19 protein-coding genes and 1 pseudogene are annotated in these 23,474 nt (G+C 72.2%); 10 read left to right on the top strand and 10 right to left on the bottom strand.

The window, feature by feature from the left end; translation table 11 throughout:
- The first annotated feature begins 227 nt into the window (after nt 1-227).
- The 6 genes and pseudogenes from ccrA to pssA all read left to right on the top strand — a co-directional run bounded on the left by ccrA (nt 228) and on the right by pssA (nt 7,068).
- A complete protein-coding gene (gene ccrA, locus VIW71_RS01010; RefSeq protein WP_331619885.1) occupies nt 228-1,565 on the top strand; it encodes a crotonyl-CoA carboxylase/reductase in 1,338 nt (445 codons plus the stop codon).
- Between the two features lie 71 nt (nt 1,566-1,636).
- Nucleotides 1,637-3,628, top strand: a pseudogene (locus VIW71_RS01015) (protein meaA); the annotation flags it as partial.
- A gap of 2 nt (nt 3,629-3,630) precedes the next feature.
- Complete coding sequence (locus VIW71_RS01020) at nt 3,631-4,182, top strand: MaoC family dehydratase (RefSeq protein ID WP_331619886.1); 552 nt, start codon at nt 3,631-3,633, stop codon at nt 4,180-4,182.
- A gap of 1 nt (nt 4,183) precedes the next feature.
- Nucleotides 4,184-5,398: an acyl-CoA dehydrogenase family protein gene (locus VIW71_RS01025; RefSeq protein ID WP_331619865.1), complete on the top strand. Its 1,215-nt coding sequence runs from the start codon at nt 4,184-4,186 to the stop codon at nt 5,396-5,398.
- 181 nt (nt 5,399-5,579) lie between these two features.
- Nucleotides 5,580-6,227, top strand: coding sequence for a phosphatidylserine decarboxylase (locus tag VIW71_RS01030; RefSeq protein WP_331619866.1), 648 nt, complete (start codon nt 5,580-5,582; stop codon nt 6,225-6,227).
- Nucleotides 6,214-7,068 (top strand): CDP-diacylglycerol--serine O-phosphatidyltransferase, encoded by an 855-nt coding sequence (pssA, locus tag VIW71_RS01035; RefSeq protein WP_331619867.1) that lies wholly within the window; start codon nt 6,214-6,216, stop codon nt 7,066-7,068. The genes VIW71_RS01030 and pssA overlap by 14 nt, the downstream gene beginning before the upstream one ends.
- A 248-nt stretch (nt 7,069-7,316) precedes the next feature.
- Here the strand turns inward: pssA and VIW71_RS01040 are convergent, their stop codons facing one another.
- Entirely contained in the window at nt 7,317-8,438 is a 1,122-nt protein-coding gene (locus VIW71_RS01040; protein ID WP_331619869.1) for a glycerate kinase, read from the bottom strand.
- Nucleotides 8,439-8,632: 194 nt separating this feature from the next.
- On the opposite strand from VIW71_RS01040, the gene VIW71_RS01045 reads away from it, so the two are divergent.
- The 3 genes from VIW71_RS01045 (at nt 8,633) to VIW71_RS01055 (ending at nt 10,619) form a co-directional block, all read left to right on the top strand.
- Entirely contained in the window at nt 8,633-9,175 is a 543-nt protein-coding gene (locus VIW71_RS01045) for an NUDIX hydrolase (protein WP_331619870.1), read from the top strand.
- 282 nt (nt 9,176-9,457) lie between these two features.
- Complete coding sequence (locus tag VIW71_RS01050) at nt 9,458-9,742, top strand: hypothetical protein (protein WP_331619871.1); 285 nt, start codon at nt 9,458-9,460, stop codon at nt 9,740-9,742.
- A gap of 142 nt (nt 9,743-9,884) precedes the next feature.
- Nucleotides 9,885-10,619: an SIR2 family NAD-dependent protein deacylase gene (locus VIW71_RS01055; protein ID WP_331619872.1), complete on the top strand. Its 735-nt coding sequence runs from the start codon at nt 9,885-9,887 to the stop codon at nt 10,617-10,619.
- Between the two features lie 71 nt (nt 10,620-10,690).
- On the opposite strand, the gene VIW71_RS01060 is transcribed toward VIW71_RS01055, so the two are convergent.
- The 8 genes from VIW71_RS01060 to VIW71_RS01095 all read right to left on the bottom strand — a co-directional run bounded on the left by VIW71_RS01060 (nt 10,691) and on the right by VIW71_RS01095 (nt 21,067).
- On the bottom strand, nt 10,691-12,112 hold the full coding sequence (locus tag VIW71_RS01060) for a phytoene desaturase family protein (protein WP_331619873.1): 1,422 nt from the start codon (nt 12,110-12,112) through the stop codon (nt 10,691-10,693).
- On the bottom strand, nt 12,109-12,984 hold the full coding sequence (locus tag VIW71_RS01065) for an inositol monophosphatase family protein (protein WP_331619874.1): 876 nt from the start codon (nt 12,982-12,984) through the stop codon (nt 12,109-12,111). The genes VIW71_RS01060 and VIW71_RS01065 overlap by 4 nt, the downstream gene beginning before the upstream one ends.
- A gap of 12 nt (nt 12,985-12,996) precedes the next feature.
- Nucleotides 12,997-14,511, bottom strand: a complete 1,515-nt coding sequence (locus tag VIW71_RS01070; RefSeq protein WP_331619875.1) for an NCS1 family nucleobase:cation symporter-1 — start codon at nt 14,509-14,511, stop codon at nt 12,997-12,999.
- Nucleotides 14,512-14,559: 48 nt separating this feature from the next.
- Nucleotides 14,560-15,579: a TIGR03842 family LLM class F420-dependent oxidoreductase gene (locus VIW71_RS01075; protein ID WP_331619876.1), complete on the bottom strand. Its 1,020-nt coding sequence runs from the start codon at nt 15,577-15,579 to the stop codon at nt 14,560-14,562.
- Between the two features lie 45 nt (nt 15,580-15,624).
- The gene (hydA, locus tag VIW71_RS01080; RefSeq protein ID WP_331619878.1) at nt 15,625-17,028 is read right to left on the bottom strand and encodes a dihydropyrimidinase; all 1,404 of its coding nucleotides are present in this window, start codon (nt 17,026-17,028) and stop codon (nt 15,625-15,627) included.
- Entirely contained in the window at nt 17,025-18,359 is a 1,335-nt protein-coding gene (locus VIW71_RS01085) for an aspartate aminotransferase family protein (RefSeq protein WP_331619879.1), read from the bottom strand. The genes hydA and VIW71_RS01085 overlap by 4 nt, the downstream gene beginning before the upstream one ends.
- Before the next feature lie 4 nt (nt 18,360-18,363).
- The gene (locus VIW71_RS01090; RefSeq protein WP_331619880.1) at nt 18,364-19,206 is read right to left on the bottom strand and encodes a nitrilase-related carbon-nitrogen hydrolase; all 843 of its coding nucleotides are present in this window, start codon (nt 19,204-19,206) and stop codon (nt 18,364-18,366) included.
- A gap of 304 nt (nt 19,207-19,510) precedes the next feature.
- Nucleotides 19,511-21,067 (bottom strand): hypothetical protein, encoded by a 1,557-nt coding sequence (locus VIW71_RS01095; protein ID WP_331619881.1) that lies wholly within the window; start codon nt 21,065-21,067, stop codon nt 19,511-19,513.
- 215 nt (nt 21,068-21,282) lie between these two features.
- Here VIW71_RS01095 and VIW71_RS01100 point away from each other — a divergent pair, with 215 nt between their 5' ends.
- On the top strand, nt 21,283-21,714 hold the full coding sequence (locus VIW71_RS01100) for a MarR family winged helix-turn-helix transcriptional regulator (protein WP_331619882.1): 432 nt from the start codon (nt 21,283-21,285) through the stop codon (nt 21,712-21,714).
- Nucleotides 21,715-21,793: 79 nt separating this feature from the next.
- On the opposite strand, the gene ggt is transcribed toward VIW71_RS01100, so the two are convergent.
- A partial coding sequence (gene ggt / locus VIW71_RS01105; protein WP_331619883.1) for a gamma-glutamyltransferase occupies nt 21,794-23,474 on the bottom strand: 1,681 nt, incomplete at its 5' end.

A 23,474-nucleotide genomic window follows, 5' to 3' on the forward strand; every position in this document is an offset into this window, starting at 1 on the left:
CACGCAGTGTCTTTACGAGTGGCACGGGGTGTCATACCGTGACAGTACGTTCAGCGGCAGGGCCCGTCCCAGGCCCGTCCGAGCCACCCGTACCACTCGATCCACTCGACCTTCGCCGAACCGACGCCGGCACCCATCCCATCCGACCCCCGCGTTCCCGCATGCGTTACCGCACCACGCGTTACCGCACGAACGCTTCGCCGGAGGCGAGTCCCATGACGAGTCACATGAAGGAAATCCTGGACACGATCCAGGCGCCGGACAGCTCGCAGGCCGACTTCGCGGGCCTGAAGCTGCCCGAGTCGTACCGCGCCGTCACCGTCCACAAGGACGAGGCGGAGATGTTCGCCGGCCTCGCCGGCCGCGACAAGGACCCGCGTACCTCGCTGCACCTGGACGACGTGCCGCTGCCCGAGCTCGGCCCCGGCGAAGCCCTCGTCGCCGTGATGGCCAGCTCGGTCAACTACAACTCGGTGTGGACGTCGATCTTCGAGCCGGTCCCCACCTTCGCCTTCCTGGAGCGCTACGGCCGCCTGTCGCCGCTGGGCAAGCGGCACGACCTGCCGTACCACATCATCGGCTCCGACCTGGCGGGCGTGGTGCTGCGCACCGGCCCGGGGGTGAACAAGTGGCACCCCGGCGACCGCGTCGTCGCGCACTGCCTGAGCGTGGAACTGGAGTCCGCCGACGGCCACAACGACACGATGCTCGACCCCGAGCAGCGCATCTGGGGCTTCGAGACCAACTTCGGCGGCCTCGCCGAGATCGCCCTGGTGAAGTCCAACCAGTTGATGCCCAAGCCGGAGCACCTCACCTGGGAGGAGGCCGCCGCTCCCGGCCTGGTCAACTCCACCGCCTACCGGCAGTTGGTCTCCCGCAACGGCGCTGCCATGAAGCAGGGCGACAACGTGCTCATCTGGGGTGCCAGCGGCGGACTCGGCTCGTACGCCACGCAGTTCGCGCTGGCCGGCGGCGCCACCCCGATCTGCGTGGTGTCCAGCCCGCAGAAAGCGGAGGTCTGCCGCCGGATGGGCGCCGAGGCGATCATCGACCGCACCGCGGAGGGCTTCCGGTTCTGGCAGGACGAGCACACCCAGAACCCGCGCGAGTGGAAGCGGTTCGGCGCCCGCATCCGCGAACTGACCGGCGGCGAGGACGTGGACATCGTCTTCGAGCACCCGGGCCGCGAGACCTTCGGCGCCTCGGTCTACGTCACCCGCAAGGGCGGCACGATCGTCACCTGCGCCTCCACCTCCGGCTTCACCCACGAGTACGACAACCGGTACCTGTGGATGAGCCTGAAGCGCATCGTCGGCTCGCACTTCGCCAACTACCGCGAGGCGTGGGAGGCCAACCGGCTGGTCGCCAAGGGCCGCATCCACCCCACCCTGTCCCGCACCTACCGGCTGGAGGCGACCGGCCAGGCGGCGTACGACGTGCACCGCAATCTCCACCAGGGCAAGGTCGGCGTCCTCGCGCTGGCCCCCGAGGAGGGCATGGGCGTGACCGATCCCGTGCTGCGCGAGAAGCACCTGCCGGCGATCAACCGATTCCGGGACGCCTGATGAGCGAGCGGAACGAGACTGAGCTCCGAGCCGGTGTCGACGGTCCTCCGCCGGAGGCGAAGGCACGCCGAGAAGGCCGAAAAGACAGTCCGTGGCTGATGCGGACCTACGCCGGGCACTCGACCGCGGAGGCGTCCAACGAGCTGTACCGGCGCAACCTCGACAAGGGCCAGACGGGTCTGTCGGTCGCCTTCGACCTGCCGACGCAGACCGGCTACGACCCGGACCACGTCCTGGCCCGCGGCGAGGTGGGCCGGGTCGGGGTGCCGATCGCACACCTCGGCGACATGCGGCGGCTGCTGAAGGACATCCCGCTGGAGCGCATGAACACCTCGATGACCATCAACGCCACCGCCATGTGGCTGCTGGCGCTCTACCAGGTGGTCGCCGAGGAGCAGGGCGTGGACATCACCGCGCTCCAGGGCACGACGCAGAACGACATCGTCAAGGAGTACCTGTCGCGGGGTACGCACGTCTTCCCGCCGAGCCCCTCGCTGCGGCTGACCACGGACGTGATCGCGTACACGGTCAACAGCATCCCCAAGTGGAACCCGATCAACATCTGCAGCTACCACCTGCAGGAGGCCGGGGCCACGCCCGTACAGGAGATCGCGTACGCGATGTCCACCGCGATCGCCGTGCTGGACGCGGTGTTCGCCTCCGGGCAGGTGGCGCGGGACCGCAGGGGCGAGGTGGTCGGGCGGATCTCGTTCTTCGTCAACGCCGGGGTGCGGTTCGTCGAGGAGATGTGCAAGATGCGCGCCTTCGGCCGGATCTGGGACACCCTCACCCGCGAGCGGTACGGCATCGAGGACCCCAGGCACCGCCGCTTCCGGTACGGCGTGCAGGTCAACTCGCTCGGCCTGACCGAGGCGCAGCCGGAGAACAACGTCCAGCGGATCGTGCTGGAGATGCTGGCCGTCACCCTGTCCAAGGACGCCCGCGCCCGCGCGGTGCAGCTCCCGGCATGGAACGAGGCGCTGGGCCTGCCCCGGCCGTGGGACCAGCAGTGGAGTCTGCGCATCCAGCAGGTGCTGGCGCACGAGAGCGACCTGCTGGAGTACGAGGACCTCTTCGCCGGCAGCCACGTCGTCGAGGCCAAGGTGGCCGAGCTGGTCGAGGCGGCCACCGCGGAGATCGCGCACATCCAGGAACTGGGGGGCGCGATGGCGGCCGTCGAGTCCGGCTACCTGAAGTCGCAGCTCGTCTCCTCGCACGCCCGGCGGCGGGCCAGGATCGAGTCCGGCGAGGAGCAGATCGTCGGGGTCAACGTCCACCAGGGCACCGAGCCCAATCCGCTCACCGCCGACCTGGACACCGCGGTCATGACGGTCGATCCGCGGAACGAGGCGCGGGTGGTGGCCGCGCTGCGCGAGTGGCGGGCGGCGCGTGAGGAGAAGCGGGTACGGGCCGCGCTGGACGCGCTGCGGTCGGCCGCGGCCGGCCCCTGGAACCTGATGGGGGCGACCGTGGAGTGCGCCCGCGCGGGTGTGACGACCGGCGAGTGGGCCGGGGCGCTGCGGGAGGTCTTCGGGGAGTTCCGGGCGCCGACCGGGGTGAGCAGCGCGCCGGTCGCGGTGGCCGCCGAGGACGGCAGCCCGCTGGCGGAGGTGCGGCGCAAGGTCGCGGACACCGCGGCCGAGCTGGGCGGCGGCCGGCTGCGGCTGCTGGTCGGCAAGCCCGGTCTGGACGGGCACTCCAACGGCGCCGAGCAGATAGCCGTACGGGCCCGCGACGCGGGTTTCGAGGTGGTCTACCAGGGGATCAGGCTGACGCCCGAGCAGATCGTGTCCGCGGCGGTCGCCGAGGACGTGCACTGCGTGGGCCTGTCGATCCTGTCGGGCTCGCACGCCGCGCTGGTGCCCGACGTACTGGAACGGCTGCGCGAGGCCGGGGTGGAGGACGTTCCGGTGGTGGTCGGCGGCATCATTCCGGCGGCCGACGCCAGGGAGTTGCGCGCCGCGGGCGTGGCGGCGGTCTTCACGCCCAAGGACTTCGGTATCACCGGGATCATCGGCCGGATCGTGGACGAGATCCGGCTCGCGAACAAGCTGGAGGTATGACTGTGCAGTTCGGGCGCACCTACGAGGAGTTCGAGATCGGTGCGATCTACAAGCACTGGCCCGGGAAGACCATCACCGAGTACGACGACCACCTCTTCTGCCTCCTCACCATGAACCACCACCCGCTCCACCTGGACGCCCACTACGCGGAGCAGAGCACCGAGTTCGGGCGGAACGTGGTGGTGGGCAACTACATCTACTCGCTGCTGCTCGGCATGTCGGTGCCCGATGTGTCGGGCAAGGCGATCGCCAACCTGGAGATCGAGTCGCTGCGGCACGTGGCGCCGACCTTCCACGGCGACACGGTCTACGGCGAGACCACCGTCCTGGACAAGTGGCCGTCGAAGTCCAAGGACGACCGCGGCATCGTGCACGTCGAGACCCGGGGCCACAAGCAGGACGGCACCCTGGTCTGCGTCTTCCGCCGCAAGGTGATGGTCCCCACCGCCCTGTACGTCAAGGAGCACGGGGTGGGGGCGCCTCCCGGCCGCCAGGCCGGCGGACAGCAGCCCGGCCGCCCGGAGCCGACCGCCGACCCGCGGGGAGGGAAGTGACATGGCCAACCGCCTCGCGCAGACCGACGGTCTGACCGACGTCCAGCAGGAGATCCTGGCCACCGTCCGAACCTTCGTGGACAAGGAGATCCTGCCGGTCGCCACCGGTCTGGAACACCGTGACGAGTACCCCACGGAGATCGTCGCGGGCCTGAAGGACCTCGGCATCTTCGGCCTGATGATCCCCGAGGAGTACGGCGGTCTCGGCGAGTCGCTGCTCACCTACGCGCTCACCGTCGAGGAGATCGCCCGCGGCTGGATGAGCGTGTCGGGCATCATCAACACCCATTTCATCGTCGCGTACATGCTCATGCAGCACGGCACGCAGGAGCAGAAGGACTACTTCCTGCCACGGATGGCCACCGGCGAGATCCGCGGCGCCTTCTCCATGTCGGAACCGGGCCTGGGCTCGGACGTCTCGGCGATCCGTACCAGGGGCGTACGGGACGGGGACGCGTACGTGCTCAACGGCCAGAAGATGTGGCTGACCAACGGCGGCACCGCCAACCTGGTCGCGGTGCTCTGCCGGACCGACGAGGGGCAGCCGGCGGACGCGCCGGCCCACAGGTCGATGACGACCTTCCTGATCGAGAAGGAGCCCGGCTTCGGGCCCAACGAGAAGGTCCCCGGGCTCACCGTGCCCGGCAAGATCGAGAAGATGGGCTACAAGGGCGTCGACACCACCGAGCTGGTCCTCGAGGATGTGCGGGTCCCGGCCGACCGTGTGCTCGGCGGGCAGAGCGGTCGCGGTTTCTACCAGATGATGGACGGCGTCGAGGTCGGCCGGGTCAACGTGGCCGCGCGCGGCTGCGGGGTGGCCCGCCGGGCGTTCGAGCTGGGCATCGCGTACGCGCAGGCCAGGCACACCTTCGGCAAGCCGATCGCTCAGCACCAGGCGATCCAGTTCAAGCTGGCCGAGATGGCCACCAAGGTGGAGGCCGCGCACCAGATGATGGTCAACGCGGCCCGCAAGAAGGACTCGGGGCAGCGCAACGACCTTGAGGCGGGTATGGCGAAATACCTGGCCGCCGAGTACTGCAAGGAGGTCGTGGAGGACGCCTTCCGCATTCACGGCGGCTACGGCTTCTCCAAGGAGTACGAGATCGAACGGCTCTACCGGGAGGCGCCGATGCTGCTGATCGGTGAGGGGACCGCCGAGATCCAGAAAATGATCATCGGGCGCCGACTGCTGGAGGAATACAAAATCCAGGGATGAATGTCCTACTATGAGGCGATCAGGGCGAGACGGAGATCACAGTTTGCGATCGCCAAAGGCGCCGGAACCAGCCATCGACTCGCCCTTGAGCTTGCCCAGTTGCCCGTGTCAGCCGATACCATCGAGTAAAGCCGCCGTCCCCCGAAGCAATTCGCGGCACCCTCCGCTACGAAGGTCTTCCATGCCCCACAGCCATTCCTCTGCACCACGCGGCCAGGTCCGCCTCGCGCGCGGAGCGTCGCCGTGGCTCCTCCCGACCGTGGCCACCGCGGCGGTCAGCCTCGTCCGAGCCCGCCGTTCCGGGCGCTGGGCGACCGTGGCCGTGCCCGCCACCGCCCTCGCGGCGGGCATGCTGTGGTTCTTCCGCGACCCCGAGCGGGAGATCACCGACGGCCGCGTGATCAGCCCGGCCGACGGTGTGGTGCAGAGCATCATGCCCTGGAAGGACGGACGCACCCGCGTCGCGATCTTCATGAGCCCGCTGAACGTCCACGTGAACCGTGCCCCGCTCGCGGGCACAGTCACCTCCGTCGAGCACATCCCCGGCGGATACGTACCGGCGTTCAACAAGGAGAGCGAGAACAACGAGCGGGTGGTGTGGCACTTCGACACCGAGCTCGGTGACATCGAGGTGGTGCAGATCGCCGGGGCCGTCGCCCGGCGGATCGTGCCGTACGTGCCGCGCGGCTGCAAGGTCGAGCAGGGTGACCGGATCGGTCTGATCCGGTTCGGCTCCCGTGTCGACGTCTACCTCCCGGCCGGCATCGAGCCCGCCGTCGAGGTCGGGCAGAACACCACGGCAGGGGTGACACGCCTTGACCGTGGTTGATCCGGACGCGAAGTCGACCTCGACCTCCTGGGTGACCGAACTGGAGGACGAGGTCGCCGACCTCCCGCTGTCCACCCGGCTGTCCATCGCCGACGCGCTCACCCTCGGCAACGCGATCTGCGGCTTCATGGCCGTGTACTTCACCACCACCGGCGTCCTGGTCCCGCACCTGATGGGTACCGGCGACGGCGGGATGTCCAAGCACAGCGCGGCGAACGCGGTCACACTGATGCTGATGGCCTCGGTCTTCGACCTCTTCGACGGGCTCGTCGCCCGCAAGCTGCGCAGCTCGGCGATGGGCGCGGAGCTGGACAACCTCTCCGACCTGATCAGCTTCGGACTGGCACCCGCGTACTTCGTGATCGTCTGGGGCATCGTCTCGGAGGACGCGCACAGCAGGGTGGCGGCGCTGACCGCGGTCCTCGTCGTACTCGCCGTCGTCCTGCGGCTCGCCCGGTTCTCCTGCACGACACTGCGGGACGGGGTCTTCCAGGGCATGCCCAGCCCCTTCGGGGCGATGACCGTGGTCTCCGTGGTCCTGCTGGAGCTGCCGTTCGTACCCACCGTGGCGGCGATCGTGGGCATCGCGTGGCTCATGGTCAGCCGCGTCGAGTACCCCAAGCCGCGCGGCCGGCTCGCCCTGATCACCTTCTGCTGGACCCTGGTCAGTATGGGCTGCCTCGCCGCGTGGGCGCTGGACGTCCCCGGCGGCCACGAACTGCTCCAGGCGGGGTGCGCGTTGCAGTGCTCCGCGGCGGCGATCATTCCGTGCTTCGCGACGACCCGCCGGGTCAACACCTTCTGGACGAACCGCCGGGAGGCCCGGGCAGCGGCCCGGTAGCGCTGGCGCGTGAGGCCCCGGGTCCCTCCGTGTCGACGGAGGGACCCGGGGCTTTCGCATGGGCTGCCGGTCGGCAGAGCGCTGCCGGACTCCGTGCGTGGGGCTGAGCTCGGTCGCGCGGGGGGCGGGTCCACCCGTGGAAGGGACCCGGCGGGGGCGCCGACACCTCGGGGCAGCCGTCCTTCGCCGCAGCGCGTTCGGCCACGACGGCGGAGCCCGGTGGTACCGGGCGCACCGTGCCGACCGAGCTACCGCAGGAAGTCGCGCGCCAAATGCTCGGCGACCCGTTCCAGGAGGGGGCCCGCCTCGGCGATACAGCGAGTCACGTCCGGTTCGATCTCGGTGAGAGCGTAGGCGCGGCGGATACCGGCGGAGCCGAGAGCCGCGGGGGGAAGGGCGAGACGGCCGCAGACCGCGACGACGTCGAGGCCTCGGGCGCGGGCGGCCTGGGCGACGCCCAGCGGTGCCTTGCCGTGCAGGGTCTGCTCGTCGAGGGAGCCCTCGCCCGTGATGACCAGGTCGGCGCGGGAGAGGGCGTCCGCGAAGCCCAGGACGTCGAGGAGGACGTCGACGCCGGGCCGGAAGGAGGCCCCGAGCCCGACCAGCGCCCCGTACCCGAGGCCACCCGCCGCGCCCGCGCCGGCCGCCCCCGCCGCCCGTGCCGCCGACACGCCGACGGCCTCGGCCAGCACCTCGGCGTACCGCCCGAGCGCGGCGTCCAGCGCGGCCACCTCCTGAGGTGACGCTCCCTTCTGCGGCCCGTACACCCCCGCCGCACCCTTCGGTCCGAGCAGCGGGTTGTCGACGTCGCCGGCGAGTACGATCCCGGTCCCGGCCAGCCGCGGGTCCAGTCCGGCGAGGTCTGCCGTGACCAGCGTGGACAGGGCGGCGCCGCCCGGCGCGACGGGCACGCCGTCCGCGTCCAGCAGCCGCGCGCCGAGTGCGGAGAGCATTCCGGCGCCGCCGTCGCTGGTGGCACTGCCGCCGACCCCGAGGACGATCTCGCGGACGCCCGCGTCGAGGGCTGCCCGCAGCAGTTCCCCGGTGCCGTAGGTCGTCGCGGTGAGCGGGGCCAGGACCCCCGGCGGCAGATGTCGCAGCCCGGACGCCTCGGCCATCTCCACCACGGCGGTACCCTGCCGCAGCGCGTACGCCGCCTCGACCGGCTCGCCGAGCGGCCCGGTGACCCGTACCGCACGGCGCTCGAACCCGCTCGCGACGGCCGCGTCGACCGTGCCCTCCCCGCCGTCCGCGACGGGCAGCGACTCGACCGCCACCCCGGGCACCGCCTTGCGCAGGCCGGCCGTCACATGCACGGCCACCTGTACCGCCGTGAGTGAGCCCTTGAACTTGTCGGCGGCGATCAGCACGCGTGCCGTTGAGGGATGCGCCGGGTGGGACACGTGGGACTCCCGCCGAGAATGCGTACAGGGGAATGCACAGAGGGCAACGTGGTGCCGCTCGGAACCCTATCTCCGGCCCGGCCCGCGCGCCCGTCCCCCGCGCGGTGCGTCACCGCGCGATCAGGGAAGCACGGCCAGGCCCGGCCCCGTAGGTTGACCGTATGAGCATCGACTTCGCCGCGTACATTGCCGGTCTCCCCAAGATCATCGCAGGAGCCAACACCCTCTTCCGCTCGGCTGACGGCCGCATCCTGCTGGTGGAGCCCAACTACCGCGACGACGGCACCTGGACCATGCCCGGCGGCACCATCGAGTCCGACCTCGGCGAGACTCCCCGGCTGGCGGCGCGCCGGGAGACCGCGGAGGAGATCGGCCTGGACATCGCGCCGGGCGCGCTGATCGCCGTCGACTGGGTGACCGGCCCCGGCCGGCCGGCGCTGGCCAGCTACCTGTACGACGGCGGGGTGCTCACCGAACAGCAGCTCGGGGCGATCAGGCTCCAGGAGGAGGAGCTCGACTCCTGGCGTCTGGTTCCGGCCGACGAGATCGGCCAGTACCTCACCGCGGGCGCCACCCGCCGCGTCCACGCCGGCCTCGCCGTCCTCCTCGCCGGCACCGGCCCCGCCGAACTGGTCAACGGCCACCCGGCGGACCCGGCAGCGGACGCGGCGGCAGACCCGGCGGCGGACGCGGCGGAGAGCTGAGGCCCCTCGGGTCAGCGGCCGACAGGTCCACCGGGTCCGGCCCGCCCCTCCACGCCGGAACTTCCGCGGGGATCGCCGGTTGACGGCGACACATCACATCGGTTGCCCCTATGCTTCCGGGGGCGCCCGCCCCGTGTGGAGGCAGGACGCCCGGCGGTTTCCACCGCGTCTTTCGCAGCCCTCCCCCGCCGCGTGACCCCACGGCCGCGTGTCCGACGGTGCGGGCTGCCCGGAAACCCCTGAAATCCGAAGCTCTTCGAACAACCGAAAGGCACACGCACCATGGCTCAGCAGGTTCTCGGCAGCGGCACCACCACGTCGTGGGAGCGCTTCTGGTACATCCTCGGCTGCATCAACTTCGGCGCCGCGTACCTCTCGAAGGTCCCGGCGAAGAAGGCCCTCAGCGAGTACGGGCTCGTGACGATGACGGGTGCCGAGAGTTTCTGGTACGTCCTGCTGTGCATCTGCTTCGGTGCCGGGTACTTCTCGAAGGTCATCACGAAGAAGGCGCTCTCCGAGGTCCAGTTCGCGGCGCCGGGCTACGGCGCCCCCGGCCCGGCCGCCTGACGCTCCGGCGGCACCACCGACCTGACCGGGCCCCGCGGGACCACCCCGCGGGGCCGGCCGTGGGCGCGGCACGGCACAGTACCGGACGTCGTCGGCCGAAACGTGCTCGCCCCCGCACCGGCGCCCGGCCTACCCTCGGCGCATGAGCACCCGTAAGCCTCTGGTGGCGCTGCTGAGCGGCGCCGGCATCTCCACGGACTCGGGTATCCCGGACTACCGCGGACCCAACGGGCTGTGGCGCCGCGACCCGCAGGCGGAGAAGCTGGTCACGTACGACGCCTACATGTCCGACCCGGAGATCCGCCGCCGGGCGTGGCGGATGCGGCGGGACAGCACGACGTGGCGGGCCGAGCCGAACGCGGCGCACCACGCGATCGTGCGGCTGGAACGGGCCGGGGTGCCGCTGCGGGTGATCACACAGAACGTGGACGGGCTGCACCAGATCGCCGGGCTCACCCCGCGCAAAGTGCTCGAACTGCACGGCACCGCACGGACCGCGGTCTGTACGGAGTGCGGCGCGCGCACCCCGATGGCCGAGGAACTGGAGCGGGTGGTGGCCGGCGAGGAGGACCCCGCGTGCCGCGCGTGCGGCGGAATCCTCAAGTCGGCGACCGTGATGTTCGGGCAGCGGCTCGACCCGGCGGTCCTGGCGGACGCCGTGGCGATCACCAAGGGCTGCGACGTCTTCATCGCGGTCGGCACGAGCCTCCAGGTCCAGCCGGCCGCCTCTCTGGTGGGGCTGGCCGCGGAGCACGGCGCCCGCCTCGTCATCGTCAACGCGGACCCGACGCCGTACGACGCGCTGGCCGCGGAGCTCGTCCGGGAACCGATCGGTACGGCTCTTCCGGCCCTGCTGGCCGCGCTCGCGGAGGGGTGAGCGGCGGTACGCCTCCGGGTCCGCCGCGGGGTGCGCCACCGCCGTGGCCGGTCGCGCGGTTCCCCGCGCCCCTACAGGGCGCTCACATACCGCAGTACCGCTCGGGCCGCGTGGTGGCCGCTCATACCGTGGACACCGGGGCCGGGTGGGGTGGCGGAGGAGCAGAGGAAGACGCCGGGGCGGGGGGTGGCGTAGGGGATCGCGGCGAGGCGGGGGCGGAGGAGGGTCTGGAGGCCGGCGAAGGCGCCGCAGGCGATGTCGCCGCCGACGTAGTTCGGGTTGCGGGCGGCGAGGTCGGCGGGGCCGCTGACGGCGCGGGCCAGGACGAGATCGCGGAAGCCGGGGGCGAACCGTTCGATCTGCCGCTCGATCGCCTCGGTCGCGTCGCCGCGCCAGGCGTGCGGGACGTGGGCGTAGGCCCAGAAGACGTGTTTGCCGGCCGGGGCCCGGGAGGGGTCCACGACAGTGGGCTGCGCGGTGATGAGGAACGGCGTCCGCGGCGGGCGGCCGGTGACCGCGCGGCCGAGGGCGTCGCCGATCTCGGTGGAGGTGGGCCCGAGGTGCACGGTTCCGGCGCGCCGCGCGTCCGGCGCGGTCCACGGCACCGGGCCGTCCAGCGCGTAGTCGATCTTGAAGGCGGCGGGCCCGTACCGGTAGCCGCGGTAGACGTCGCCGAGCGCGGCGATCCGGGCGAGCGCGGTCGGTGAGGTGTCGAAGACGTACGCCCGCGCGGGCGGCAGTTCGTCCAGCTTGCGTACGGTGACGCCGGTGCGGACGACCCCGCCGAGTTCGGTGAGGTGACCGGCGAGCGCGTCGGAGATCGCCTGGGAGCCGCCGCGCGCGACCGGCCAGCCCCGCTCGTGCGCGGCGAGCGCGAACATCAGCGCCATCGCGCCGGTGAACGGTTGGGTCAGCTTGGACATCGCGTGCCCGGCGAGCCCGGCGATCAGCGCGCGCGCCCTGGGGTCGCGGAAGCGGTACGACAGCACGGCGGCCGGCGGCGTCCCGGTGAGCCCGAACCGGAGGAAGCGGTAGGGGTCGCTGGGCAGCCCGGCCCACGGCGGGCGGAAGAAGTCGGCGGCGACGGTGTCCCAGCGGCCGGCGTACGGGGCGAGCAGCCGCCGGTAGGTGCCGGCGTCACGCGGACCGAGGGAGGCCGCGGTCTCCCCCACCGTGCGGCCGAGCACCACGGCGGTGCCGTCCGGAAAGGGGTGCGCCATCGGCACCTCGGGGTGCAGCCATTCCAGGCCGTGTCCGGCCAGCGGCAGCGCGCGGAAGGCGGGCGAGCCGACGCCGAAGGGGTGCACGGCCGAGCAGGTGTCGTGGAGGAACCCGGGCAGCGTCAGTTCCTCGGTACGGGCACCGCCGCCGACCGCGTCCGCGGCCTCGTAGAGCTGGACCGAGAGCCCGGCGCGGGCGAGTTCGACCGCGGCGGTCAGCCCGTTGGGGCCGGCGCCGACGACGACCGCGTCGGCCACCACGGCCCGGCTCACCCCTTCTCCTCCCCCGGTCCGCCTGTCATCAGCTGCACGACGCGGCGGGCGGTGGCCGCGTCACGGGCGACCGTGAACGGCAGCGCGTTGGAGCCGGGGACGCGGAAGGGCACTCCGGAGGCGGTGCGGCTCGCGCCCCCGGCCTCGGCGACGAGCAGCAGCCCGGCGGCGTGGTCCCAGGGCGACTCCCAGAAGAACGCCACCCCGTCCGTCTCCCCGCGCGCCACCTCGAGGTAGGCCAGGCCGGCGCAGCAGCAGGGGAGGCACTCGACGCCGCCGGCCTCGAGGCCGGCCAGCATCTCGCGTTCGCGTGCGGTCCGGAAGACCGGGTTGGAGGTCCACAGCCGCAGTGGCCGGCCGGCGTCCGCGGTCCGCAGCCGCTCGCCGCCGAGGTACGCGCCGTGGCCGCGCCGGGCGGTGGCGAACAGGCCGAGTCGGGGCGCGTAGGTCCAGGAGGCGACGGGTTCGCCGTCGACGACCAGGGCGACCAGGGTGGCGAAGGTGTCCTGGCCGCGGACGAAGGCGGCGGTGCCGTCCACCGGGTCCACCACCCACACCGGCGCGGCGCCGCGCAGCCGGTCCAGCACGGCCGGGTCCGCGCTCACCGCCTCCTCCCCGACGACGACGGAGCCGGGAAGGAGAGCGGTGAGCTGCTCGGTGAGGCGTTCCTCGGCCAGGCGGTCGGCCGTGGTCACCAGGTCGTACGGGCCGCTCTTGGTGGCGATGTCCGCGTCGGCCAGTTGCCGCCAGCGCGGGATCACCTCGGTCGCGACGACCGCTTTGACCGTGTTCTCGACGGCCGCGAGCAGCGCCTCGCCGACGCCGTCCGCACCCGCCTCCCGACTGGTGACCGCACCGACCTCGTTGCCCATGCGGCCATCCAATCAGACCGCGGCGGTCCGCGGCCGGGCAGTGCGCATCAGCGCCACGTAGAGCACCAGTGAGGACGTCAGACCGACCGCCCACCCGTAGTCGGCCAGCGGTTCGAGGAACGGGATCATGCCGTCCTCGGGGAACGGACCGGCTCCGGGGGCGGAGTAGGAGCCGCCGATCGCGAGCACGCCGCCGACGGCGAAGGCGACGACGGCCCGCCAGTTCCAGCCGCCCGCGTACCAGTAGCGGCCGCGCGGGTCGTACAACTCGTCCAGGTGCAGGACGGTACGGCGGACGATCCAGTAGTCGGCGATCAGCACGCCGGCCACCGTGCCGAGCACGCCGCCGACCACACCGAGCCAGGTGAAGATGTACAGCTCGGGGGTGGAGATCAGCTTCCACGGGAAGATGATCACACCGACCACGCCGGTGATGAGCGCGCCGGTGCGGAAGTTCACCAGTTTCGGGGCGAGGTGGGACAGGTCGTAGGCCGGGGAGACCACGTTGGCCGCGATGTTGACCGAGACGGTGGCGACCAGGACCGTCAGCAGCGCGTAGAGCAGGCCGATTTCGTTGCCGCTCTTGGCGGTGAGCGCGACCGGGTCCCACAAGGTGGCGTCCTTGGTGCCGTAGACGGCCTGGGCGCCGGAGGTGACCAGCACCGACAGCAGGGCGAACGCGGTCATCGTGGTGGGCAGGCCCAGCGACTGGCCCCAGGCCTGGGCGCGCTGGCCGGCGCCGAAGCGGGTGAAGTCGGGGATGTTCAGCGAGAGGGTCGACCAGAAGCCGATCATGCCCATCAGGGAGGGGAAGAAGACCTTCCAGAAGTCGTGGCCCCAGCCGAGCTGCGAGGGCTGGTCGAGCAGCGGGCCCAGACCGCCCGCCTTGACCGATATCCAGATCAGCAGCACCACCGCGCCGACCAGGACGAAGGGCGCGGCCCAGTTCTCGAACCGCCGCAGGGTGTCCATGCCCCGGGCGATGATGGCCAGTTCGAGAACCCAGAACAGCACGAAGCACAGCCACAGCGGCCAGGGGTAGCCGCCGATCTGCCGGGCGGCGGCCCAGTCGCCGCCGACCACCCGGTCGAGCAGCACGAAGATGCCCTGGCCGCCGATCCAGGTCTGGATGCCGAACCAGCAGCAGGCCACCGCCGCCCGCACCAGCGCGGGCAGGTTGGCGCCGCGCAGCCCGAACGAGGCGCGGGCCAGCACCGGGAAGGGTATGCCGTACTTCGGTCCGGCGTGCCCGGTGAGCAGCATCGGCACCAGCACGATGACGTTGGCCAGCGCGATGGTGAGCACCGCCTGCTTCCAGTCCATGCCGAGCGCGACCAGACCGGAGGCGAGCGTCCAGGACGGGATGTTGTGCGCCATCCCGATCCACAGCGCGGTGAAGTTGTACGTCGTCCAGGTGCGCTTGGCGACGGGTACGGGCAGCAGGTCGGGGTTGGCGTAGGGGCCGCTGGGCGGGCCCGCGTCGGCGGACAGTTCGACGCGGTCACCCGCGCTTTCGGCTATGGCCATGGGGACGCCTCATCTCGGATCAGCACAGTGCGTTCACACACAGAGCGGTCATCTCAGAGCGGGGATGATGTGTTCGCCGTAGGCGTCGATGGTCGACTCCTGGGCGTCGTGCATGTCGTAGATCGCGAAATGGTCGACGCCCAGGTCGCGCAGCGCCGACAGTTTGGCCAGATGGGCCTGGGGCGGGCCGATCAGGCAGAAGCGGTCCACGATGTCGTCGGGGACGAAGGCGGTGTCGGGGTTTCCGCTGCGGCCGTGGTGCGAGTAGTCGTACCCCTGCCGCTGCTTGATGTACGCGGTCAGCTCGTCGGGGACCATCGCGGAGTGCTCCCCGTACCGGCCGACGAGGTCGGCGACGTGGTTGCCGACCATGCCGCCGAACCAGCGGCACTGTTCGCGGGCGTGGGCGAGCGCCTCCGGGGAGTCGTCGGCGGTGACGTACGCGGGCGCGGCCACGCAGACGGTGACGGCCGCCGGGTCGCGGCCGGCCTTCTCGGCGGCGTCCCGTACCGCCTTGACCATCCACTCGGTGAGGTAGAGGTCGGCGAGCTGGAGGATGAAGCCGTCCGCCTTCTCGCCGACCAGCGCCAGGGCCTTGGGACCGTAGGCGGCCATCCAGACCGGCAGCCTGCCCTCGCCCTCGGGCACCCAGGGCAGCCGCACCGCGGTGCCGTCCACCAGGGCCTCGCGGCCCTCGGCGAGGTCGCGGATGACAGTCATCGCCTCGCCCAGCCGGGCCAGGGTGTTGGGCTTGCGGCCCGCCACCCGCATCGCCGAGTCGCCGCGGCCGATACCGCAGATCGTGCGGTTGCCGTACATCGAGTTGAGGGTGGCGAAGGTGGAGGCGGTCACCTCCCAGGTGCGGGTGCCGGGGTTGGTGACCATGGTGCCGACGGTGAGCTTGTCGGTGTGCTCCAGGATGCGGCTGTGGATGACGAACGGTTCCTGCCACAGCACGGCGGAGTCGAAGGTCCAGCCGTGGGTGAAGCCGTTGCGCTCGGCACGGCGCATCAGGCCGACGACCTTCGAGGCGGGCGGGTCGGTCTGCAGTACGAGGCCGAAGTCCATGGCGCCACTCCTTACGGGATCAGCGGATCAGCGGGTTCAGCGGGATCAGTCGACGTAACTGCAGATGCCGCGCGGGGTGTACTGGCCGTGTCCGGCGCGTCCCACGTACGTCCGGTCGTCGATCACCGGGACGCCGCGGGACAGCACGGTCTCCACCCGGCCGGTGATCCGCTTGCCCTCGTACGCGCTGTAGTCGACGTTCATGTGGTGCGTCTCGGCGGAGACGACCTGCTCGGCGTGCGGGTCGTAGATCACCACGTCGGCGTCGGCGCCGGGGGCGAGGGTGCCCTTGCGGGGGTAGAGGCCGAACATCCGGGCCGGGGTGGCGCAGGCGATCTCGATCCAGCGGCGGCGGGAGATGCGGCCGTCGACCACGGCCTGGTGGAGCAGGTCCATCCGGTTCTCCACGCCGGGCAGACCGTTGGGGATCCTGGAGAAGTCGCCGCGGCCGAGCTCCTTCTGCCCCACGAAGCAGAACGGGCAGTGGTCGGTGGAGACCACCTGGAGGTCGTTGGTGCGCAGGCCCCGCCACAGCGCGGCCTGGTGCTCGACGGGACGCAGCGGCGTACTGCACACGTACTTGGCGCCCTCGAAGTCCGGCTCGGCGAGGTTGTCGGTGGACAGGAAGAGGTACTGCGGACAGGTCTCGCCGAAGACGGGCAGGCCCATGTCGCGGGCGGCGGCCAGTTCGGCCACGGCCTGCTCGGCGGAGACGTGCACCACGTACAGCGGGGCGCCGGCCACCCGGGCGAGCTGGATCGCGCGGTGGGTGGCCTCGGCCTCCAGCAGGGCGTGCCGAACCTCGCCGTGGTAGCGGGGGTCGGTCTTCCCGGCGGCGAGCGCCTGCTGGACCAGGACGTCGATGGCGATGCCGTTCTCGGCGTGCATCATGATCAGCCCGCCGTTGCCCGAGGCACGCTGCATGGCTCGCAGGATCTTGCCGTCGTCGCTGTAGAAGACGCCGGGGTAGGCCATGAAGAGCTTGAAGCTGGTGACGCCCTCCTCGACGAGGATGTCCATCTCTTTGAGCGAGTGGTCGGTGACGTCGGAGACGATCATGTGGAACGCGTAGTCGATGGCGCACTGCGCGTCGGCCTTGGCGTGCCAGGCGTCGAGTCCGGCGCGCAGCGACTCGCCGACGCTCTGTACCGCGAAGTCCACGATGGTGGTGGTGCCGCCCCAGGCGGCGGCCCGGGTGCCGGTCTCGAAGGTGTCGGAGGCGAACGTGCCGCCGAACGGCAGCTCCATGTGCGTGTGCGCGTCCACGCCACCGGGGATGACGTACTTGCCGGTGGCGTCGATGACGGTGTCCGCGGTCCAGCCGGCCGCGGCGTCGCTGTCGTGAGCGGCCAGCGCGGCGATCCGGCCGCCCTCGATGAGGACGTCGGCGTGGATCTCGTCGGCGGCGGTGATGACGAGGCCGCCGCGGACGATGGTACGGGTGCTCATGCGGGAGTCTCTCTTTCGAGCGTGGTCTGTGCGTGTTTCAGGGCCGCTTCGAGGGCCTGCGCGCCTTCCTCCGCCTCGGCGACGGTCAGCGACAGCGGCGGCGCGATGCGCAGCGCGTTGCCGGCCCTGCCGCCCTTGCCGATCAGCAGGCCGTGCTCGCGGGCGGCCTCCAGGACCAGGCCGGCGGCGGTCGCGGACGGCGTGTCGGTGCCGGGTTCGACGAGTTCCACGCCGAGCATCAGGCCGCGCCCGCGGACCTCGCGGACCACGCTGAGTCCGGCCGCGATGGCGGCCAGCCGGGACTTGAGCAGGCCGCCGACGCGGCGGGCGTTGCCCTGGAGGTCGTGGTCGATGAGGTAGCCGAGGTTGGCCAGCGCGCCGGCCGTGGTGACCGGGCTGCCGCCGAAGGTGGAGATGGAGTTCGCGGTGAGGCAGTTCATCACCTCGGCGCGGGCCACCACACCGCCCATCGACAGGCCGTTGCCGACGCCCTTGGCGAAGGTGAGGATGTCCGGCGGCCCGGACCTGCCGTGCGCCTGCCAGCCCCAGAAGTGGTCGCCGGTGCGGCCCCAGCCGGTCTGCACCTCGTCGGTGATCCAGAGGATGCCGTGCCGGTCCAGCACCTCCTTGAACGCGGCGAGCAGCCCGTCGGGCCCGGAGGTGAAGCCGCCGACGCCCTGGACCGGCTCGGCGATCAGCGCGGCGACATCGCCGCCCACCTGGCCGAGCAGGTCTTCCAGGTCGGCGACGCACGCGGCGGTGAACTCGGCGTCCGACAGGTGCGCGTACGGTCCGCGGGTGCGCACGCCGCCGTGCACGTACAGCGTCTGCAGCGGGGAGAGGCTGGTCGGGGACCAGGCGGTGTTGCCGGTGACGCCGATCGAGGTGAAGGAGCGGCCGTGGTAGCTGTTGCGCAGCGCCAGGATCTGGTTGGAGCGGCGGTAGGTGGTGGCCAGCAGCAGCGCGGTGTCGTTGGCCTCGGTGCCGGAGGTGGTGAAGAAGACCCGGGCGTCGGGGATGCCGGACAGCACGGCGATGCGCTCGGCCAGCTCCACGGCCTGGCTGCTGAGGTAGAGCGTCGAGCTGTGCAGGATCTTCCCGGCCTGCTCGGCGACGGCGGCGGTGACCTCGGGCAGCGCGTGCGCGGTCATCGTGGTGAGGATGCCGCCGAAGAAGTCCAGGTAGCGGCGGCCCTCGGCGTCCCAGACGTGGCGGCCCTCGCCGTGCGTGAGCTCGATCGGGCGGGCGTAGTACGTGGCGAGCCAGTCGGGCAGCACGGCGCGGTGCCGGGCGAAGAGGGCGGCGTGCGGGTTCTCGGTCACAGTGGCCATCGGCTCAGGCTCCCGTCAGGTCGCCGTACGCGTCCGGCCGGCGGTCCCGGTAGAACGCCCAGGTCTGCCGGACCTCGTCGATCAGGCCGAAGTCGAGGTCGCGGACGAGCAGTTCCTCCTTGGTGTCGGAGGCGGTGCCGCCCACGAACTGGCCGCGCGGGTCGACGAAGTAGCTGGTGCCGTAGAAGTCGTTGTCGCCGTAGGGCTCCTGGCCGACCCGGTTGATGGCGGCGATGAAGTACTCGTTGGCGACGGCGGCGGCGGGCTGTTCCAGCTGCCACAGGTACCCGGACAGGCCCCGGCTGGTGGCCGACGGGTTGTAGACCAGCTGCGCGCCGGCCAGGCCCAGGGCGCGCCAGCCCTCCGGGAAGTGCCGGTCGTAGCAGATGTACACGCCGACCTTGCCGACCGCGGTGTCGAAGACCGGCCAGCCGAGGTTGCCGGGCTTGAAGTAGTACTTCTCCCAGAAGCCCTGGACCTGCGGGATGTGGTGCTTGCGGTACTTGCCGAGGAACGAACCGTCGGCGTCGATCACAGCGGCGGTGTTGTAATAGAAACCGGACTGTTCGATCTCGAACACCGGTACGACCATCACCATGCCGGTCTCGCGCGCCAGGGCCTGCATCCGCTGGACGGTCGGGCCGTCGGGTACGGGCTCGGCCCACCGGTAGTGCTCGGCCTCCTGGACCTGGCAGAAGTAGGGCGCGTTGAACACCTCCTGGAAGCCGATCACCTGGGCACCCTGCGCGGCGGCGGCGCGGGCGTGCTCCTCGTGCTTGGCGATCATCGACTCCGTGTCTCCGGTCCAGGTGGCCTGGACCAGCGCGGCACGCACGACATTGCTCATGAGCGGCTCCTCTGACGTGATGTCACGCCGGTTCTACGCACGTAGATCCCGTCGTGGGGACGAACGTAGAAGCGCATGGCCCACTGTGGCAAGACCACGGCCGTTACCGGGCGAAGACGATTGCATTTCCGTGGATTTCCGGCGACGGAGACCCGTTCGGCGGGATCGCCCGGGGCGGGCCGGGCGGTACGGCGGACGGTTCGGCCGGTTGTCCGGCCTCGCCGGCCGGGGTGGTCCGGGCCGGGGCCTGAGGTGTTCCCGTGTCCCGGCCGCGGTGCGGACATGTCCACCCGATACCCGCTGCTCATGCTGAGGACTGACCCGCGCGGCGCAGCGCGACCACGATGTCGCGACGGCGGGACTTGGAGACCCGCTCGGCCGCGGCGACCAGGGGTCCGGCGAGGGCGGGGCGGACCCGGACGACCTCGGCGGCGTCCTCGGCGGGGCGGGCGCGGACCACGGTCGCCAGCAGCTCGCCGGCCTCGGCGCGGCGGCCGGCGGCGGTCAGCACGTCCGCGACCTCCGCGATGTCGTTGGCCGGGCGGGCGGCGGCCTGGTGCAGCAGCGTACGGCACTCCGCCGCGCGGTCCTCGGCGGCGAGCGCCCCGGCCGCGGCGGCCAGCGAGGCCGGGGGCAGCGCGGCGGTCTCCCACAGCAGCGTGGCGACGTCGGCGGCGAGCCCGGTCAGCTCCAGCTCCCTGACGAGGTACGGCAGCCGGTCGGGCGGGCCCTCGGCGGCCTCGCACAGCACGACGTACGCGGCTCCGGTCTGCCCGGCCCGCCGCAGCTCGCCGAGCCGGGCCGCCTCCGCGCGGGCCTCGGCGGTCCACCGGGGGTCGGTGAAGCGGGGCCGGGGCGGCGGGGCTTCCACGGCCTGCGCCCCGGCGAACCGCGCACCGCGCGGGGAGGCTTCGACGGTCTCGGCCGCGGGTACGGCGGGCAGGACCGGCTCCGCGGCCTCGGGGGCACCGGCGAAACGGGCGCCCCGGGAGCGGGCCTGCGCCCCGGCGAACCGCGCACCGCGCGGGGAAGGCCCGGGCCCCGGTTCGGCCGGGGTCACGGGCGGTAGGGGCGCCTCGTCCGCGTCGTCGTACGCCCCGGCGAACCGCGCGCCGCGGGGGCGCGCGCCGCCCCTACCCTTTCCGCCCCGGGCGCCCCATGAGGCGGCCCTTCCGGGAGCGGGCTGGTCGGATCGGCCGTCCGGGGACGGGTCGTGCGCGGGCACGGCCGGATCGCCGGCGCCGCGTCGGGGCCGCTCGGCGCGGACAGGCTCGGAAGGAGCCGGTCCGCCGTCCTGCGCCGGTCGCGGCTCGTTTCCCGGTGCGGCCGGATCGCCGGCGCCGCCCCACGGCCGCTCGGCGCGCACGGGCTCGGTTACCGGCGGACCGCCTTCCCGGGGCCGGACGGACCCGGAGGTCAGGGCGGCCAGGCGGGCGTGGAGCTCGGCGCAGCGGGCCACCGCGCGTTCGCGGTCGTCGCGGGCCCAGGCGAGGACGTTGGCGAGGCGGGCGTCGGCCGGGACGGGTGCGCTCGCCGCCGCGTGGTCATAGGCGCGCATGACCTCGCGTTCGTGCAGGACCGCGAGATCGCGGGCGCGCAGGGCTGCGTCGAGGCGGGCCCGCAGGGCGTGCTCGGCGCCGGGGGCGGCGTCCCACGCGGCGGTCGCCGCCCGGTGCAGGGCCTGGACCCGGGCGACCTCCCCGTCGTCCACGGTCACGCCCCGCCCCGCGGCGAGATCGTGCAGCGCCGCCCGTACGACGTCCCACGGGGGGATGTCCATACCATTCTGGTAGGCCTGGGCGGCGACCGGTTCGCGCTCGGCGAACACGCCGTACCAGCCCGGCCGCTCCCCGAGTGCCATGACCAGCGATCGGAAGTAATGTGTGAAGTCCGTCGTCGCCCGGGCCAGTTCCGTTCTCACCACATCCTCGGCACTTCCTCGACCGTCGCTTCTCCCACTCCGTCCGGCATTGCACACCCGCCGCGTTACGGAGCTGCTACGAGGGATTTGCATCTCCCGACGGTTTCGGCAGGCAGACTTGCAAGTCTGCCTGCCGAGTTCATAGGGTGAAAGCCGTGACGGACGAGGAGCGAGGGCGCCCCGCGGACGAGTTGGCCACGGTGATCGGGCAGCTCTCCCGCCGTCTGCGCGCGGCCTCTTCCGAGGGGGCGCTCACCCCGTCCCAGGTCTCCGTACTCGGCCGTCTCGGCGGGGAGGGCCCGGCCAGCACGGCGGCCCTGGCCCGAGCAGAGCTCGTCCGGCCCCAGTCCATGCGGATGACGCTGGCCGCGCTGGAGGAACGCGGTCTGATCGCCCGCGCCCCGCACCCCACCGACGGTCGCCAGGTCGTCTTCTCCCTCACCGACGCCGGCACCTGCCTGCGCGACACCGCCCCCCGGTCCCGCCGCGGCTGGCTCGCCGACGCGATCGACGCCGAGCTCACCCCTGCGGAACGCGACACCCTCACCGCCGCGATCCCCCTGCTGCGCAGGCTGGTGCAGGCATGAAAGTGCCCGCCGCGTCTTCCCGAAACCACGCGCCCCCCGTGCCCATGGGCACGGGGGGCGCGTGACCGAGAGCGCCGACTCACCGCGCCGGGCGGACCACCATCGCCGAGCCGCCGCCCCGCCGTACCGTCTCCGCCGCGGCCAGCCAGCGGCCGTCGGGCAGCCGCTGGACGCCGGTCGCCGCGCCGATCTCCGGGTTCTGCACGAAGTGGTGGCCGATCACCTCCAGACCGGCCTTCACCGGGCCGGCCCACAGCGCCGGTTCGAGGTCGGTGTTGGCCCCGTTGCGCTGGCTGGCCCGCGGCGCCGCGATCGCGTCGACCAGCGGCAGCCCGCGGTCGACGTGTTCGGTGAGAACCTGGAGGACCGTGGTGATGATGGTCGAACCACCGGGCGAGCCGAGGGCGAACTGCGGGCGGCCGTCCTTGAGCACGATGGTCGGCGAGATCGACGAGCGCGGACGCTTGCCCGGCCCGGGCAGGTTCGGGTCGTGGACGGCCGGGTTGGCGGGCACGAACGAGAAGTCGGTCAGCTCGTTGTTGAGCAGGAACCCGCGCCCCGGCACGGTGATCGCACTGCCGCCGGTCTGCTCGATGGTCAGCGTGTACGCGACGACGTTGCCCCACTTGTCGGCGACCGTCAGGTGCGTGGTGTTGTCGCCCTCGTACGTGTCGGGCGCGGCCGTCCCGGTGCTGTCGCACGCCGCCGGACGGGCGGGGTCACCCGGCGCGAGCGGGCTGGTCAGGACCGCGTCGTCCTTGATCAGGCAGGCCCGTGACGCCGCGTACTCCTTGGCGGTCAGCCCCGCGGTCGGCACCTGCTCGAAGGCCGGGTCGCCGACCCACCGGTTCCGGTCGGCGAAGGCGATACGGCTCGCCTCGATGTAGTGGTGCAGGTACTGGACCTCGGAGGCGCTGGTGAGATCGGTGTGCTCCAGGATGTTCAGCGCCTCGGCCACGGTGGTGCCGCCGGAGGAGGACGGCGCGATCCCGTACACGTCCAGGCCCCGGTAGGTGATGTGGGTCGGTGCCTGGCGCTTCGCGGTGTACGCGGCCAGGTCCGCCGTGGTGAGGTCACCGGAGCGCACCACACGGGTGGCGGCGGGGTCGACCGGGGGGTTGCGTACCGTGCTGACGATGTCCGCGCCGATGTCGCCGCGGTAGAAGGCGCCGACGCCCTTGGCGCCCAACTCGTGGTAAGTGCGGGCGAGATCGGGGTTGGTCACGGTGGTGCCGACGGCCGGGGGCTGCCCGCCGGGCAGGAAGAGCGCGGCGGAGGCCGGGAAGTCCTGGAAGCGGGCCTGGTTGGCGGCGGTCTGGGCGTTGAAGGTGGCGTCCACGGTGAAGCCGTCGCGGGCGATCTCCTCGGCGGGTGCGAGCACGTCGCTCAGCGAGCGCGAGCCCCACGCGTCGAGCGCGGTCGCCCAGGCGGCGGCGGTGCCGGGCACGCCGACGCCGCGCCCGCTGGTGACCGCCTCGGCGAACGGGAGCGGATTGCCGTTCTCCACGAAGAGCTGGTCGGTGGCGCTGCGCGGTGCGGTCTCCCGGCTGTCGATGGTGAAGACCTTGTGCTGCCGGGCGCTGTAGTAGACGAGGTAGCCGCCTCCGCCGATGCCCGAGGAGTACGGCTCGGTGACGCCGAGCGCGGCGGCGGTGGCCACCGCGGCGTCCACCGCGTTCCCGCCGTGCCGCAGCACCTCGATCCCGGCCGCGCTGGCGTCGGCGTCCACGCTGGCGACCGCTCCCCCGTACCCGACGGCG

Origin of the sequence: Streptomyces sp., assembly GCF_036524955.1 — a bacterium.
GTDB lineage: Bacteria > Actinomycetota > Actinomycetes > Streptomycetales > Streptomycetaceae > Actinacidiphila.